Here is a 15,735-nt window from a genome sequence, read left to right as displayed (position 1 = left end):
ATGATTTGTTATGACAAACCTTGATCAATTTAAGAAAGCAAAGGAGGCGGCAAATGTTATGGTTCGTCTGAGTGATGACTTCATACGCACGGTCTTGCTGGATCTTGCTGATACTATGGTGGCAAAAACGGCTCTTCTGCTCAGTGCCAATAAAAAGGATCTGGAGCGGATGAAAGAGTCTGATCCACGTTACGACCGACTTCAACTTACTGCAGAAAGAATTGAAGGTATTGCATCTGATATGCGGGATGTGGCGGGAATGAACTCTCCGCTTGGTGATGTTTTGGATGGGCGTTCAGTGCCTTCCGGACTGAAACTGAAAAAAGTGACCGTACCCATCGGTGTTGTCGGGGTGATTTATGAGGCCCGTCCCAATGTGACTTTTGATGTTTTTTCTTTGTGTTTTAAATCAGGTAATGTCTCTGTATTAAAAGGAGGACAGGATGCCTGGCACTCTAATCTTGCAGCTGTCGGAATTATCAGGGAGTGTCTGGTTTCGCATTCTGTTTCATCAGATGTTATTCAGTTGCTGCCTCCCGACCGGGAAGCGGCCCAGGATCTTATGCATGCTGATGGTTACGTGGATATGCTTATCCCGAGAGGTTCTCAGGGGTTGATAAACTCTGTCCGAAATGAATCCAGGATCCCGGTGATTGAAACTGGTGCCGGAATTGTACACACGTATGTGGATGCTTCCGCCGACTTGGAGAAATCAAAAAAGGTTGTTTTTAATGCTAAAACAAGGAGGCCCAGCGTTTGTAATGCTCTTGATTGTCTGGTGCTTCATGCCGATCGTGTGGCTGATCTGCCCGATGTTGTAGCCGCGCTGGCGATGAAGAATGTTGTCATTGAGGCTGATGAACGGGCTTATGAAGTTCTTCAGTCACACTATCCTGAAAACCTGCTCCGGAAGGCTGATGAAGCCTCTTTTGGTACAGAATTTCTGGGCCTTCGAATGTCTGTTAAAGTGGTTGATGATTTTGACCAGGCCTTAAAGCATATTTCACATTACAGCTCAAGACACAGTGAAGCAATTATGGCTGAGGACAAGAATGTAATTGCCCGCTTTTTTAATGAAGTGGATGCAGCTGCCGTTTATGCCAATACATCCACCGCGTTTACTGATGGGGCTCAGTTCGGATTGGGCGCAGAAATAGGAATCAGTACTCAGAAACTTCATGCCCGCGGACCTATGGGACTACGGGAACTTACTAGCTACAAATGGTTGATTGAGAGTGATGGCGTAGTTCGCCCTTGAGGCACTCAGATTTAATTCCCACAACCCGGGACCCGAACCTCGGAACGGAACCCGAACCCCAGAACTCAAAACTTAAAACTCAAAACCCAAAACCCAACAACTCTTAAACGTGCTACTTACACAATAAAAATATGAGAAGATTTCTTACTCCATCAGATATCGGCAATCTGAGCCAGGCCTTGAAAGAGGCAGCAGAAGTTAAAAAGAATCCCTATGCACATCAGCATCTGGGAAAGAACAAAACAGCGGTTCTGATTTTTTTTAATTCCAGTCTTCGCACTCGTTTGAGTACTCAAAAGGCAGCCACCAACCTGGGAATGAATGTTATTATTCTGGATATCAATAAAGATGGATGGCAGCTGGAGACAGAGACAGGGGTGATTATGGACGGCGATAAACCTGAGCATATCCGGGAGGCTGTTCCGGTGATTGGCCAATATTGTGACATTATAGGGGTAAGGTCCTTTGCCCGGTTTGAGAATAAAGAGGAGGACTATAGTGAGAAGATTCTTAATCAGTTTATTGAGCTCTCCGGTCGTCCCGTTATAAGTATGGAGTCGGCTACCCGTCATCCGCTTCAGGCATTTGCAGACCTTGTTACCATTGAGGAGCATCGTTCAGTTCAACGGCCTAAAGTGGTACTTACATGGGCTCCGCATCCGAAAGCGTTACCTCAGGCGGTTCCCAACTCTTTTGTGGAATGGATGAAGGTCGCTGATGTGGATCTGACCGTTACCCATCCGAAAGGTTATGAGCTGGCGCCTGAATTCATGGATGGTGTTCATGTGGAATACGATCAGAAAAAAGCCTTTGAAGGTGCCGATTTTATTTATGCCAAAAGTTGGGCAAGCTTTTCGGAGTATGGAAAGGTGCTTTCCACCGATCGTTCATGGACGGTGGATGAAGAAAAAATGGCATTGACCAATAAAGCGAAGTTTATGCACTGTCTTCCGGTGCGGCGGAATATGGTGGTTACAGACGGTGTGATTGAAAGTCCGGATTCCATTGTTGTTCAGGAGGCGGCTAACCGTGTGGTTTCCGCTCAGACTGTGTTGAAACGTATGCTTGAATCATTGTAATTAATCTTTGTCTATAAAGTCCAACTTCTGCGTTGTTGCTCAAAATCTAAATCCTCAAATACATTAGTATTCTGCGGTTTAGATTTTTCACACGCCTTGAACTTGAACTTTTCGAATCAAGCACTCAGAAAAAACTTTTACACTAATTGTAAAAAAAAGAAAAGGAAGTATGGATCAACAACTTACCGTTGTCAAAGTCGGAGGGAAAGTGCTGGAGAGTCCGGAAACACTTCACGATTTTCTGGAAGATTTCTCTGCCCTCCCCGGACCAAAAGTTTTGGTGCATGGAGGAGGACGCTCCGCTACGACCATGGCCAAGCGCCTCGGAATAGAAACTAAAATGGTTGAAGGTCGGCGTATTACTGATGAGAAAATGTTGGAGGTGGTTACAATGGTCTATGGAGGCCTGGTGAATAAGGCTGTAGTTGCAGGGTTGCAGGCTATGGATATTAATGCGATGGGGATTACCGGTGCTGACCTGAATCTTATCAAAGCCCATAAACGTACCGGAACTGATATTGATTACGGTTTTGTTGGTGATGTGGATGAGGTGAATATCTCCCCCGTTATTCCTTTGTTGAAGCAGGGAATTGTTCCTGTGATTGCTCCACTCACACACGATGGACAGGGAACCCTTTTGAATACCAATGCCGATACCATTGCTTCATCCCTGGCAGCAGGGTTTTCCAAAGTCATGGAAACCCGGCTGATGTTTTGTTTTGAAAAACCGGGTGTTCTGATTAATCCTGATGATGATACCTCTGTGATTCCCTTCCTTAACCGTGAGTTATTCAATATGTATCGCAACGAGGGAATTATCTCGGAAGGAATGGTTCCTAAGCTGGAAAATGGGTTTAATTCACTGGCAAACGGCGTATCAGAGGTGGTAATTACCAATACTGAAGGTTTGTCTGTTCCGGGTAGCGGAACTACCCTGGGTGAATAGTTTTTGAGAGTTTATTAATTGTTTTTATGTCAATAGTCCGTTAATCTTTTTCAAAGTTCTGGAAATTAAGTTTTTAATCTTAGCCTGGTCTATTCATAAGTTTTCGTCATGAGATGTTTAAATACCAATAAGTACGGGTAACCGCAAAGAAAATTGATGAAGGGAATAACGATTTATTTTCAAGTCAATTTTATTGAGGACGCCTGTATTTAGCCGGTAGTTGAACATTGTAATCGATAATTTATGAATAGTTCAGGTTAAATGAGTTTTTTTGATAAAATTCAAAATGTCAATGTTATACGATATTTCTAATCTCTAATTTCTAAAAATCTAACGATCTATTGTATGTCACAAGATCCCTTTGTTTCCGAATCCATACAACTTCTGAAAAAAATGGTTGCCACTCCGTCTTTAAGCAGAGAAGAGGGGGCGGTTGCCGATATCTTTGAGCATTCTCTGAAGTCGTTTGGGCTCAGTCCTGAAAGAAAGGGGAATAATGTATGGGTAAAGTCCGCTGGTTTTTCGGAAGAGAAACCAACCATTTTGCTTAACTCTCATTTGGATACAGTTAAGTCCTCCTCTGCGTGGACCTATCCCCCGTTTGTTCCTACTGAGTTGGGCGATCGTATTATCGGATTGGGGAGTAATGATGCAGGGGCTTCAGTGGTGGCCCTTCTTGCAGCTTTCCGGAAATTGGAACAATCGCCACAAACTTATAACTTGATTTTTTCGGCCACCGCCGAAGAGGAAGTTTCAGGTGATGACGGGGTCGCTTCCATTATAGAAGAATTTGGCCCGGTAGATCTCGGGATCGTTGGTGAGCCGACACAAATGCAGATGGCTGTAGCCGAAAAAGGACTGATGGTTCTTGATGGTGAAGTGTTGGGGAGGAGCGGTCATGCCGCCAGGGATGAGGGTTTGAACGCCATTTATGAGGCTCTTCCTGTGTTGGAATGGTTTCGAACGTTTCAGTTTCCTGAGCAGTCAGATTTTTTGGGACCCGTTAAGATGACCGTTACCGGTGTCGAAGCCGGTTCGCAGCATAATGTCGTTCCCGATATTTGTAAGTTCATGGTCGATGTCAGGGTTAATGAATTTTACCGTAATGAGGAACTTTTTCAATTGATTCAGGAGAAGGTGAACTGCCGGTTGCAGGCACGCTCATTTCGGTTGAACAGTTCCTCTATTCCTGTTGATCATCCTTTTGTGATTCGTGGGGAGCAACTGGGACTTCAGAAATACGGTTCTCCTACTACTTCAGATCAGGCACGTCTGCCGTTTACTACTGTCAAAATAGGGCCTGGAGATTCTGCCAGATCACATACCGCTGATGAGTTCATTTGCAAAAAAGAGATAGCTGAAGCGGTGGGATTGTATTTCAAATTATTGGATGGATTGAATATTAATTCAATTTAAAATGATTAAAAATAAAATGAATGTGTTGATTATTTTTCTTTTCAATACATGGATTTTAAAATATTCGCTTATTTTTGTGACGCTTTCGACTTTTTGATTGCAAATTGGGTGAAAACTGTAAGTGTGTTTCTCTTGTTTTAAAAATGAATAATATGCACTTTTATAGCCCTTAAAAGAGTTTGCTCCGGTTTTCACTTCGATTCTTAGGGTTTAATTTCTTGCTAATGCTGTAGTTTTATGAAGCTTTGGGATAAAGGTATTGATACTGACAAAAAGATAGAGTCATTTACTATTGGTAAAGACAGGGAGTTGGATTTGTTTCTGGCCCCTTTTGATATTGCCGGAACGCTGGCTCACTCCATGATGTTGAAGAAGGTGGGATTGCTGAGTGAGGAGGATCTGCAGACATTGATTCCCGAGCTGAAGAAGCTGTATAAAAATGCAGAGGAAGGCGACTTCGTGATCGAAGAAGGGATTGAAGATGTGCATTCACAGGTGGAGTTGTTACTCACCCGCGAACTTGGGGATACAGGAAAGAAGGTACACAGCGGACGTTCCAGGAATGATCAGGTTTTGCTTGATTTAAAATTGTTTGCCCGTGACGGAATTATGAAAGTGACCCGGGCTGTGGAAGATCTTTTTGATGTATTGCAAAAGCGTAGTGATGCCCACAAGGATGACCTACTCCCTGGATACACTCATTTGCAGGTGGCCATGCCATCTTCTTTTGGTCTTTGGTTTGGGGCTTATGCAGAGAGTCTGGTGGATGATTTGCACTTTTTGCAGGCCGCCTGGCGGGTTGTTAATCAAAACCCTCTCGGGGCAGCTGCCGGATATGGAAATTCATTCCCTTTGGACAGGACGCTGACCTCCCGTCTGCTTGGTTTTGACGACCTTAGCTACAATGTGGTCTATGCACAGATGGGACGTGGAAAAATGGAGCGGTCGGTGGCTATGGCTATATCTTCAATAGCATCAACCTTATCGCGACTGGCAATGGATGCTTGTTTGTATATGAGTCAGAATTTCGGATTTGTGAAGTTACCGGATGCTTTTACCACCGGTTCCAGCATTATGCCGCATAAAAAGAATCCTGATGTGTTTGAACTGCTGCGGGCCAGGTGTAACAAATTGATTGATGTACCCAATCAGATTGCCATGATTACAGGCAATTTGCCATCAGGGTACTTTAGAGATATGCAGATTACCAAAGAGGTTTTTATTCCTGCTTTTGAGGATATCCTTAGCTGTATTGACCTGATGACCACAGCAATCTCCAAAATGGAGATTGCTAAAGATATTATGAATGATGAACGCTACAAATATGCGTTTAGTGTGGAGGAGGTGAACCGGCGTGTGCTTTCGGGGATGACCTTTCGGGATGCATATAAACAGGTGGGGATAGAAATAGAAAAGGGAGAGTTCCTGCCCGATACTTCCGCAGTGCAACATACTCATGAGGGAAGCATTGGGAACCTGTGCAACAAAGAAATCAAAGATAAAATGGATGTTGTAATCGCGGGATTTAACTTTGAACGTGTGCAGGATGCTATGAATAAATTACTTACATGATTAACCTAAAAACTTAAAATATGGCCTTTTTGAATGAATTTGCAAAAGCCTCTGTTCAGTCGTGCGAGATCGACAAGGAGTTGTATCTTAAATACAATGTGAAAAGAGGATTGAGAAATGCCGATTTCTCGGGTGTTTTGGTTGGACTTACCAATATTGGTGATGTGGTGGGCTACAACAAAGATGAAGAGGGGAATATCATACCAGCCCATGGAGAACTTTATTACCGTGGCGTTGAACTTAAGGATCTTTGCAGAGGATTTCAGGAAGATAAACGACATGGCTTTGAAGAGGCTGCCTATCTGCTGCTGTCGGGAAAACTGCCGGACAAAAGCCAGTTGAGTACTTTTAGTAATCAATTGGCAAGAGAGCGTGAGCTGCCTGATTTTTTCTCCAAAAACATGATTCTGTCTCTGCGTGGTCGCTGCGTGATGAATATGCTGGCCCGCTCGGTACTCGGATTGTACACGGCCGATGACGAGGCTGAGAATTATTCTCCCGAAAATCTGTTGAAACAGTCCATGAGTCTGATCGCCAAATTTCCGGTTATTGTGGCTTATGCATACTTTGGAATGAGACATTCATATCAGCAAAAATCCCTTATTATTCGTCATCCTCAACCTGAGTTGAGTGCGGCAGAGAACTTCCTTTATATGCTTAAAGGAAAGAAATACACCAAACTTGAGGCTGATTTGCTGGATCTCTCTTTGGTATTGCATGCCGAACATGGTGGTGGTAACAATTCTTCTTTTACCACTCGTGTGGTGAGTTCTGCACAAACGGATACTTACTCCGCTATTGCCGCAGCACTCGGTTCTCTTAAAGGAGGGTTGCACGGGGGCGCTAACCTTAAAGTGATTAACATGATGGACAACATCAAACAAAATGTTAAAAACTGGGAAGATGAGAAAGAGGTGGCTGCTTATCTGGAGAAAATCCTGAATAAAAAAGCTTATGACGGGACCGGGAAAATTTACGGAATCGGACACGCCATATATACGCTTTCTGATCCTCGTGCTATTTTGCTCAAAGAAAAAGCGGAAGAGCTTGCTGTGGAGAAAAACCGCCTGAAGGAGTTTAATTTGTATGCTATGATCGAGCGTCTTGCACCTGAAGTTTTCTATGATTTCAAAGGTTCAGGTTCAAAAACGGTTTGTGCCAATGTGGATTTCTATTCCGGGTTTGTTTATCAGTGTCTGGAAATTCCGGAAGAGATATATACTCCTATTTTTGCAGTTGCCAGAATTGCAGGATGGTGTGCGCACCGAATTGAGGAAGTTACATGTTCAAGCCGTCGCATTATACGTCCTGCTTATAAAGCGGTTTATCCGCGGCTGAAATATACATTCATGAAAGATAGATAGTTGTTGCAGGAAAACACCAACTAATTCGTTATTCGTGTTTCTGAATCAGTTATTTACGACATGTAAAATCCCTGGATTCAAATACTTGCGCCACCGCTAAGGCTTTAGGCGGCACGCGGTCGAAAGCCTCGTGTTTGATGCTTTCTTGTATAGACTTGAAATACAGTGGCCTTCTTGCTGGCAGCAGTAGATTGGTGTAGTATCTTGACTGGGTAATATTATGATCCGGAGCATGGCGGGGTGAATAAAAATCACATATATTCTGCATGTGTATAATAAATATTCATAAATATTAATTTTGCTGTGCCTTAATGCGAAATATTTGCTAATTTTGTAACCAAACAAACCCTTGCGAAATGCATTTACCCTGTTTCTGAGGTAAATGCATTTTTTGCGGAAATGAATAAGCGTTGGACTTTTAAAGAATAAGTGAAGTATGTCTGAATTTAAACCTATCAGATTGGTTCTGGAAGACGGGACTGTTTTTAAAGGAAAATCTTTTGGATATCACAAGGCGGTTGCCGGGGAAGTGGTATTCAATACGGCAATGACAGGCTATCCTGAAAGCCTGACAGATCCATCTTACGAAGGGCAGATACTTGTCTCAACTTATCCGCTGGTAGGTAACTACGGAGTACCTAAAGATGACAAGGAGAATGGAATTCCAAAGTTTTTTGAGTCAGACCGTATTCATGTCTCCGGGTTTGTGATTTCTGATTACTCTATTGATTTCAGTCACTGGAATGCGCAAAGTAGTTTGGGAGACTGGCTGAAAAAAAATAAGGTTCCAGGCATCTTTGGTATTGATACCAGGGCATTGACAAAAATTCTTAGAGAGAAAGGGACTATGCTCGGAAAGATTGAAACCGATGAAGAGCAGATTGAATTTTATGATCCCAATAAAGACAACCTCGTTGCCAGAGTGAGTACGAAGGAAAAGGTGACTTACGGGAACGGGAAGCACAAAGTGGTGTTGGTGGATACCGGCGGGAAATACAATATTATCCGATGTCTTCTGAAGCGGGATACAACGATTACGATGGTTCCGTGGGATTATGATTTTAATAATGATGATTTTGATGGCATCATGCTGGCCAACGGTCCCGGCGATCCCCAAATGTGTGAGACTACGATACAGAATATAAGTAAAGCTCTGAAAGGGAATAAGCCTATTTTTGGAATTTGTTTGGGCAACCAGCTTTTGGGGACAGCTGCCGGAGGATCCACTCATAAACTGAAATATGGACACAGGGCTCACAATCACCCGGTAATTAAGGTGGGCACAGGAACCTGTTACATTACCAGTCAGAACCATGGTTTTGTATTGGATACCGATTCTTTGAGCAGTGACTGGGAGCCTCTTTTTGTGAATATTAATGACAAAACCAACGAGGGCATACGCCATAAAACCAAACCGTTCTTTTCCACCCAGTTTCACCCCGAAGCCTCCAGTGGCCCTACCGATACGGAATTCCTTTTCGACGATTTTGTGGATCTGATAAAGAAATCGAAGGGAGAGAGGTAAACAAAACTCATTATATACAAAAAGGGCTTTGCGCAGTTGTGCAAAGCCCCTTTTTTTGTATTATATCGATGTTATACTAACTTTCAGCAGCTTCTTCCGCTTTAGTTGTTTCTTTCCACTTTTTGTCGAAGTACTTTACGGCAGATACCGAAGCAAAATAACCAACAGCAACGGTTGCCAACCATGATAAGTACATCAAAATAGCCACAAAATAACTCATAGGTCTCTTTTTTTGTTGTTTCTGCTAATAATTTTTTCCTAATAAAAGTGTGATTCTCCAGAGGTCAACTCGTCTTTGTTGATTTTATTTTTGTTGATTGCCCGCCAGGTAAACCATATGTAGGCGGCTACAAAAGGAACCATCAATGATACATAACTCATTACGGTGAGTGTGAAATGACTTGAAGATGCTTTCATGATGGTCAAAGAACTTTGTATGTCGATCGTTGAAGGGTAGAATGCGGTATTGTTAAACCCTGCGACCAAAAACAATGAGAATACGGCTAAAAAACTACCGCTTCCGGTGAACCAGATTCCTGCAGAACTCTTTTTGAAAAGACTGATGAAGATCCCATAAAGAACAAGCACTACGGCCGATAAAAACAGGATTAAAACAACAGGCATTTGAATCAGATTCAGGAAGTACTTGTTGTCCTGCATGAAAATTTCGCCTGTTTCCGGATTGAGTGCGTATCCATCCCGAAACATCAGCCAGATAATAAAAGTGAGAAAAAGCACCAGGAATGGTATTGCATTGTACCATAGCTGCTTCCTGATTCTCTTCTCAATATTCTCGTCTTCGATGGAATTCAGGAAGTAAAGCAGTCCTAATGTGCGGGCCAGAAAAAAAACGGCTATCCCCAAAGTGAGGTTGTGGACATTTAGCAATAGTTCCAGCCCCCGGGCAGGAGAATGCCAGTTCATTTCATTCATGTCGTTCAACGAAAATTGTGATCCCGTGAAGAAACTGGCTACGACTATCCCCAGAAGAAAAGTGCCTATCAGTCCGTTAATGAACAGGAAGGTTTCATAAGTGCGCGCCCCGAATACATTGCCAGGACGCGAACGGAATTCATAAGAAACTGCCTGTATGATAAATGCAAAAAGCAACACCATCCATGCCCAGTAGGCTCCGCCAAAACTGGTGCTGTAAAAGAGCGGGAATGAGGCAAAAAAAGCTCCTCCGAAAGTTACCAGGGTGGTAAACGTGAATTCCCATTTTCTTCCCAGTGCGTTGATCAGCATTGTGCGCTCATCTTTTTCTTTTCCTACCTGATAAATCAATGTCTGACCACCCTGAACGAACATCAGGAAAACAAGGGCGCCGCCCAAAACGGAAATGATGATCCACCAGTATTGTTGTAATGCTAAGTGAGAGAGTGCTTCAAACATTATTCGGGTCCTCCTTCTTTTTTGGTCCAACTTTGATTTGCTTTATCATAATCTTTGCTTCCGCAATGAAAAGGCCGATAAATACGACAGCAAAAAGGAAGAATGTGGTCATTACTGACTCTACATCTATTTGCGTAACGGCTTTCATGGTGGGCATCAAATCCTGTATGACCCAGGGCTGGCGACCAACCTCCGCTACAATCCAGCCTGATTGTTGAGCAATATAGGCCAGTGGAATGGTCCATACCGCTGCCCAAAGCAACCATTTTTTGTTATGCAACTGATTGCGCAATACAAGGAAGAGGAATACGGCAAATAATGCCATAAACAAACCTCCCAGCATTACCATGATGTGAAAAGCATAAAAGGTCATGGAGATTGGCGGTACCATGGTGAAGGCATTCTTTTCAATTTGTTCCGGATCGGGATGGTAAAAATTGCCATACCCAAAATATTGTACGTTATTCTCGATGAATTCCGGATCCCTGAATTTTGCTTTCAGTGCGGTTGCCTCTTTCCCGTTGGGATCACTTTTTTGAGCATCTTTAAGGGCTCTGAGAGCTTGCTGAGCTTTGTATCCTCTGATGATTTTCTCTTTGTAGGAGAGTATGCCCTGTTCTTCGTTGCCCTGAATGAGATCCTTTATCCCGGCCACATACCTGTCGGGATCTCCGTAGGCAAGCCACGATAGCATGGATGGAATCTCTATTTTAAACAGAAAATCTGCTTCGCTTTCGGCATTCAGATTTTTATGGTCTGTTTCCTCGCCCAGGATGCCAAATGCCACTAATGGAGCATTGCTCTGCCCTTCGTAAAGCGCCTCCATGGCGGCAAACTTCATTGGCTGGGTTTTTACAATCTCTTTGGCCGAGCTGTCTCCTGTGCCTATCAGGACAAAGGAACTTATTAAACCAAAGACTGCGGCAATTACGATGCTTCTTTTAGCCAGCAGATGTTCACGGTTTTTTATCAGATACCAACTGCTGACGCCTATTACAAATATGGCGGCAAAAACAAAGCCTGATGTTATGGTATGAACAAACTTGTTGACTGCAGTTTCGGATAGAAAAACATCCCAGAAACTGGTCATTTCGTTACGGGCAGTTTCCGGATTGAAGAAAGTGCCCACCGGGTTTTGCATCCAGGCATTGGCAACCAGGATCCATACAGCACTTAGACTGGCTCCTATAGCAGTAAGCCAGGTAGCTGTAAGGTGAAAGCGCTTGCTTACTTTGTCCCATCCAAAAAACATCACGGCAATAAATGTACTCTCAAGAAAGAAAGCCATGATTCCTTCTATGGCCAGTGGAGCTCCGAAAATATCGCCCACAAACCAGGAGTAGTTGCTCCAGTTTGTCCCGAATTCAAATTCGAGAATAATGCCCGTGGCCACGCCGATGGCAAAGTTGATTCCGAATAGTTTCATCCAGAATTTTGTGATGCGCTTCCATTCGGGGTCCCCGGTTTTGACGTACATGGTTTCCATATATGCCATGATGTAGGCAAGCCCCAGCGTCAACGGCACAAATAGCCAGTGGAACATGGCTGTTAGTGCAAACTGGCCTCTTGACCAGTTGACCAGGGTGAAGTCAATGTTTTCAAGCATTTTGTTTCGGTTTTATCGTTAAGCTGATTGTTTGATTACGGTGTGGTAATGTTTTCAATTACATGCCGGGCTCTCTCTTCATCCGATTTAAAGTTGTTTTGTAGTTGATCCGGAAAAAAGAAAAGCCGCAATACAACAAACATAATGAAAAGTTTGATCAGTATTATGGCCCATAACGCTCTACCCCACGGTGGCAGATTCTGGAACCCCGTGACGTAAAAATTGACTATTTTTCTGAGTTTTTCCATACTTGAAAATCCAAGATAGTGAAAAATAAAAGGATTTTTTAAAATTAGTGTTTCTTATTGAGTTTTTCTTTAAGTCAATGCTGTTTTTGAACTTTCTGCTCCTCGTCTTTTTGTTGATTAAATCTGCTGGCCAATCGGAGTTTCCTATTTATTGGTCGAATTACTGCCAATAAAAATAGGAAAGCAGACAAATGCATCTTATGGGTGCTGTCCCGGGCTATTGCTTTCAGGTACTCCGCCTGTTTTCTTAATACCTGTTTTAGGTATAAGGCAAGTCAATATTCAATTTGCCTTATATTTGCAGAAACTCTTCCGAATAAACAGATTTTTGATGACCTTATTGCAGTTGATTGCAAAATTTTTGCTAAAATAAACAAATAATCAAGAACCTGAATACCGAAATGTGAGAACCTAATAAATTTTATTTGTTGGGGCTTTACTTCAAAATTGAATTGTGGATTCTTGCTTTTTGAGTTTTATGGGGATTTTGAGGTAATCAACACAATGGAGAGTTGCATTTTGTCAATATTGTGGAGATTAAGAACAGTTGTTTTTCAGAAGTTAAGTGTTTCTTTGAGTTTTCGATATCCGGTTCTGCTTATTTTTAACCGTTGTCCTTCATTCATTACAGCCACATAAGTGTCCTTATCGTAAGGTTCCATACGTTCAACGAAATTGACGTTTACAATGTAGGACCGATGGATTCTTACAAATTGCTCGTTGTTGAGGTGCGTCTCATAAAATCGCATGGTTTGAGCTTTTAGGTGTCGTGAACTTTCGGCGTAAATCATTACGTAGTCTTCGTTTGCTTCGATAAAACGTATTTTTCCCACAGGAATAACGTGCATCTTGTTTCCTGTTTTCACTACTACTCTTTCGAGGGTTGACTGGTTTTCCTGGGAGTGAGTCTGAACCAATTTTTTTGTGTCTGTTTTTTCTCCTTTATGAAGTTGATTCAGGACTTTTTCCATCGCCTGGTTGAATCGTGATTGAGAGTATGGTTTCAGGAGGTAGTCAACAGCGCTCATTTCAAATGCCTTCAGTGCATATTGGTCGTATGCGGTGGAGAAAACTACTACGGGGTTTTCGTCCATTACTTCTAACAATTCCAGCCCGGAAACTTTTGGCATTTGAACATCCAGAAATATCAGGTCAGGCTTTTGTTCCTGAATGGCCTTAAGAGCTTCAAACCCGTTACCGCATTCACCTATTATTTTAATGTAAGGGTGTTGAGACAGGAAAGAAGTGACAACAGCTCTTGCAGGAGGTTCATCATCAATGATTAGTGCGCTGAAGTTTGATTGTTCTTTCATCAGTATAAAATTTGTTTAAGTTATTGGCTTGATGGAACTCACATGTCAGAATATTATACATGATCCTTTGTGGTTTCCTTGCCATGCTCGTTTCATTCGTTTAAAATTTGTTTATTAAAGTCGGATGGAACTTGCATGCAAGAATTTATACATATTCTCTTGTGACAATCGTTGCCATGCTCTTTTCATTTTGTCCTGGATTTTGGGATGATTATTTTTACTTCAAAGTTGTTGTTTTCTCTGTGAATGCTCAACAGGTCTGTTCGGTTGTAAAAAAGAAGTAACTTGCTGCGAATATTTTCCAGTCCCACCCCTTCTCCTTTAACAGGGGTGCTTTCGGGATCGAAAGTGTTGGATACCGAAATTTCAAGTATGTGATTGCCTGATCGGCAATTTGTTTTGATACTAACGGGGTCAATACTTTCGTAAAGTCCGTGTTTGATAGCGTTTTCATAAAGTGGCTGGAGCAACATGGCCGGAACATGCACGTTTAAACAATCGGGATGCATATTGAATTCGCAATTTAAACGGTCACCAAATCTGACTCTTTCGATTTCAAGATAGCGCTGGATGTTTTTTATCTCTTCTCTGAGTGGAAGCAGGGTTTCTTCTTTTCGTTTGAGGGCATACCTGAGAAAGTCTGAAAGGAGTGTTAACATCTCTCTTGCCGCTTCCGGATCTGATATGGTAAGAGAGCTTATGGAGTTGAGGCTGTTGAATAAAAAATGAGGATTGAGCTGAGCCTTGAGTGCTTTCAATTCAGCTTCTTTCAGCATTTTTTTGAGTTGCTCTTCACGCGTATTTTTTTCTTCTATATGTTTATAAAAGCTGGTAAAATGATACATCGAAATCAGCAAAACAATTAAGATTCCTCCAAATGCTGCCCGCATGGGCAGGCTTGATCTTGCAAAGTTTAAATATTCGGTGTTTTGGCTCAACAATTGAGAGGCAAGAAAAAAGGATGCTCCCAGCCAAATAGCAAGTGTTACCATGCCTGTTGTAATGTGATGAAAGGCATGGTAAAGAAAAGATTTTTTATTGAATGCACTGCTGGTGCAGTCCTCGGGGTAAGCAAGCGGAAAATAGAGTGCTACTGATAAAATCATGAATACACCATTGTAGATGAAGGCATCCACAAGGGCCTCGGCAAATGGAAGATACTGATAGGACAAGAACAGTGTATGTCCCATAAAAAGCGTAATCCATCCGGCCATAAAGCCATAAAACAATCGTTTCTGGGCCAGTATTGGATGTAGCATATATTGAAAGGTTAGAAGTTGGTGATTTCTCCTCCCCCGAATATACTCATTCCCTTTATGATGAGGGTTTGTTTGGAGGGACTTTCATTGTCAGGATAAATTCTCTTATCAGCAAAACCGCCGAGTATGCTGGTTACTTCAATTTTTACATTCCAATTGCGTGGAACAACAATTTTGGTGCCTCCAAAAATATTTGTTAGTTCGATGACAGCTCCTCCCGGACCGATTTTGCAATTATTGAAATAAAGTTCGCTTCCTCCAAAAATTGAGGTAATTTCTCCTCCTTCAAAGCTCTCAGACTCAATGCGCCGGACGTTTCCACTAAAAATGGCGACTTCATCGATTTGGTTTTCCTCGTGCGTCCTGGTTTTTCCGGGGTAACTATCATGTTTTCTTTTTCGATGAGTGTTGAGGAATAGCAATCCGGCCAGGATGAGTAAAACAGGCCAGTAACTTTTCAACTCCTCTGTGTGCAAAGTCGGGAAAATGTCAGGAAGCACGAAAAATCCCCAGATGGCTGTGAATATTAAAGCGGGAATGAATTTTTCTTTGATCAGATTTATAATGGCAATGATCAGAAATATGGTCGGCCATCTGAAAATAATGTTCCAAACCGGTTGGGGGATAAGGCCCAGATTACCGGCAAGTAAGAGGGCTCCAATAATTATCAATCCTGTTCCGGCGAATGAGTGGTTTCGTTTTGAACTTTCCACATCTTGTTTTGGTTCCATAATGGAATGGTTTGATTGTCAGTTTG

The 15,735-nt window shown here is 42.4% G+C and carries 14 protein-coding genes; 7 read left to right on the top strand and 7 right to left on the bottom strand.

What is annotated here, in order from left to right:
* The first annotated feature begins 10 nt into the window (after nucleotides 1–10).
* From W7W_RS0108310 to carA, 7 genes are all read left to right on the top strand, one after another.
* Nucleotides 11–1,258 (top strand): glutamate-5-semialdehyde dehydrogenase, encoded by a 1,248-nt coding sequence (locus W7W_RS0108310; RefSeq protein WP_010663335.1) that lies wholly within the window; start codon nucleotides 11–13, stop codon nucleotides 1,256–1,258.
* Nucleotides 1,259–1,389: 131 nt separating this feature from the next.
* Nucleotides 1,390–2,337, top strand: a complete 948-nt coding sequence (locus tag W7W_RS0108305; protein ID WP_010663334.1) for an N-acetylornithine carbamoyltransferase — start codon at nucleotides 1,390–1,392, stop codon at nucleotides 2,335–2,337.
* Between the two features lie 169 nt (nucleotides 2,338–2,506).
* Nucleotides 2,507–3,283: an acetylglutamate kinase gene (gene argB, locus W7W_RS0108300; protein WP_010663333.1), complete on the top strand. Its 777-nt coding sequence runs from the start codon at nucleotides 2,507–2,509 to the stop codon at nucleotides 3,281–3,283.
* 345 nt (nucleotides 3,284–3,628) lie between these two features.
* Complete coding sequence (locus tag W7W_RS0108295) at nucleotides 3,629–4,699, top strand: M20 family metallo-hydrolase (protein WP_010663332.1); 1,071 nt, start codon at nucleotides 3,629–3,631, stop codon at nucleotides 4,697–4,699.
* A gap of 237 nt (nucleotides 4,700–4,936) precedes the next feature.
* Nucleotides 4,937–6,271, top strand: coding sequence for an argininosuccinate lyase (gene argH / locus W7W_RS0108285; RefSeq protein ID WP_010663331.1), 1,335 nt, complete (start codon nucleotides 4,937–4,939; stop codon nucleotides 6,269–6,271).
* Nucleotides 6,272–6,291: 20 nt separating this feature from the next.
* Nucleotides 6,292–7,635 carry a citrate synthase gene (locus tag W7W_RS0108280; protein ID WP_010663330.1) on the top strand — a complete coding sequence of 448 codons (1,344 nt, stop codon included), beginning with the start codon at nucleotides 6,292–6,294 and terminating at the stop codon, nucleotides 7,633–7,635.
* Between the two features lie 436 nt (nucleotides 7,636–8,071).
* A complete protein-coding gene (gene carA / locus W7W_RS0108275) occupies nucleotides 8,072–9,160 on the top strand; it encodes a glutamine-hydrolyzing carbamoyl-phosphate synthase small subunit (protein ID WP_010663329.1) in 1,089 nt (362 codons plus the stop codon).
* Nucleotides 9,161–9,236: 76 nt separating this feature from the next.
* On the opposite strand, the gene W7W_RS23695 is transcribed toward carA, so the two are convergent.
* From W7W_RS23695 to W7W_RS0108240, 7 genes are all read right to left on the bottom strand, one after another.
* Nucleotides 9,237–9,380 carry a hypothetical protein gene (locus tag W7W_RS23695; RefSeq protein WP_169315022.1) on the bottom strand — a complete coding sequence of 48 codons (144 nt, stop codon included), beginning with the start codon at nucleotides 9,378–9,380 and terminating at the stop codon, nucleotides 9,237–9,239.
* Between the two features lie 38 nt (nucleotides 9,381–9,418).
* A complete protein-coding gene (gene cydB, locus W7W_RS0108265; RefSeq protein ID WP_010663328.1) occupies nucleotides 9,419–10,552 on the bottom strand; it encodes a cytochrome d ubiquinol oxidase subunit II in 1,134 nt (377 codons plus the stop codon).
* A complete protein-coding gene (locus W7W_RS0108260; protein ID WP_010663327.1) occupies nucleotides 10,545–12,158 on the bottom strand; it encodes a cytochrome ubiquinol oxidase subunit I in 1,614 nt (537 codons plus the stop codon). The genes cydB and W7W_RS0108260 overlap by 8 nt, the downstream gene beginning before the upstream one ends.
* Before the next feature lie 35 nt (nucleotides 12,159–12,193).
* Nucleotides 12,194–12,406, bottom strand: a complete 213-nt coding sequence (locus W7W_RS0108255) for a DUF4492 domain-containing protein (protein WP_025006757.1) — start codon at nucleotides 12,404–12,406, stop codon at nucleotides 12,194–12,196.
* A 554-nt stretch (nucleotides 12,407–12,960) separates the two neighbouring features.
* A complete protein-coding gene (locus tag W7W_RS0108250) occupies nucleotides 12,961–13,719 on the bottom strand; it encodes a LytR/AlgR family response regulator transcription factor (RefSeq protein ID WP_010663326.1) in 759 nt (252 codons plus the stop codon).
* Between the two features lie 185 nt (nucleotides 13,720–13,904).
* The gene (locus W7W_RS0108245) at nucleotides 13,905–14,978 is read right to left on the bottom strand and encodes a sensor histidine kinase (protein WP_036162833.1); all 1,074 of its coding nucleotides are present in this window, start codon (nucleotides 14,976–14,978) and stop codon (nucleotides 13,905–13,907) included.
* An 11-nt stretch (nucleotides 14,979–14,989) separates the two neighbouring features.
* Nucleotides 14,990–15,709 (bottom strand): LiaF transmembrane domain-containing protein, encoded by a 720-nt coding sequence (locus tag W7W_RS0108240; RefSeq protein WP_010663324.1) that lies wholly within the window; start codon nucleotides 15,707–15,709, stop codon nucleotides 14,990–14,992.
* Nucleotides 15,710–15,735 lie beyond the last annotated feature (26 nt).

It is taken from the genome of Marinilabilia salmonicolor JCM 21150, assembly GCF_000259075.1.
GTDB classification, from domain to species: Bacteria; Bacteroidota; Bacteroidia; order Bacteroidales; family Marinilabiliaceae; genus Marinilabilia; species Marinilabilia salmonicolor.
This window is presented reverse-complemented; position numbering and strand designations above follow the sequence as displayed.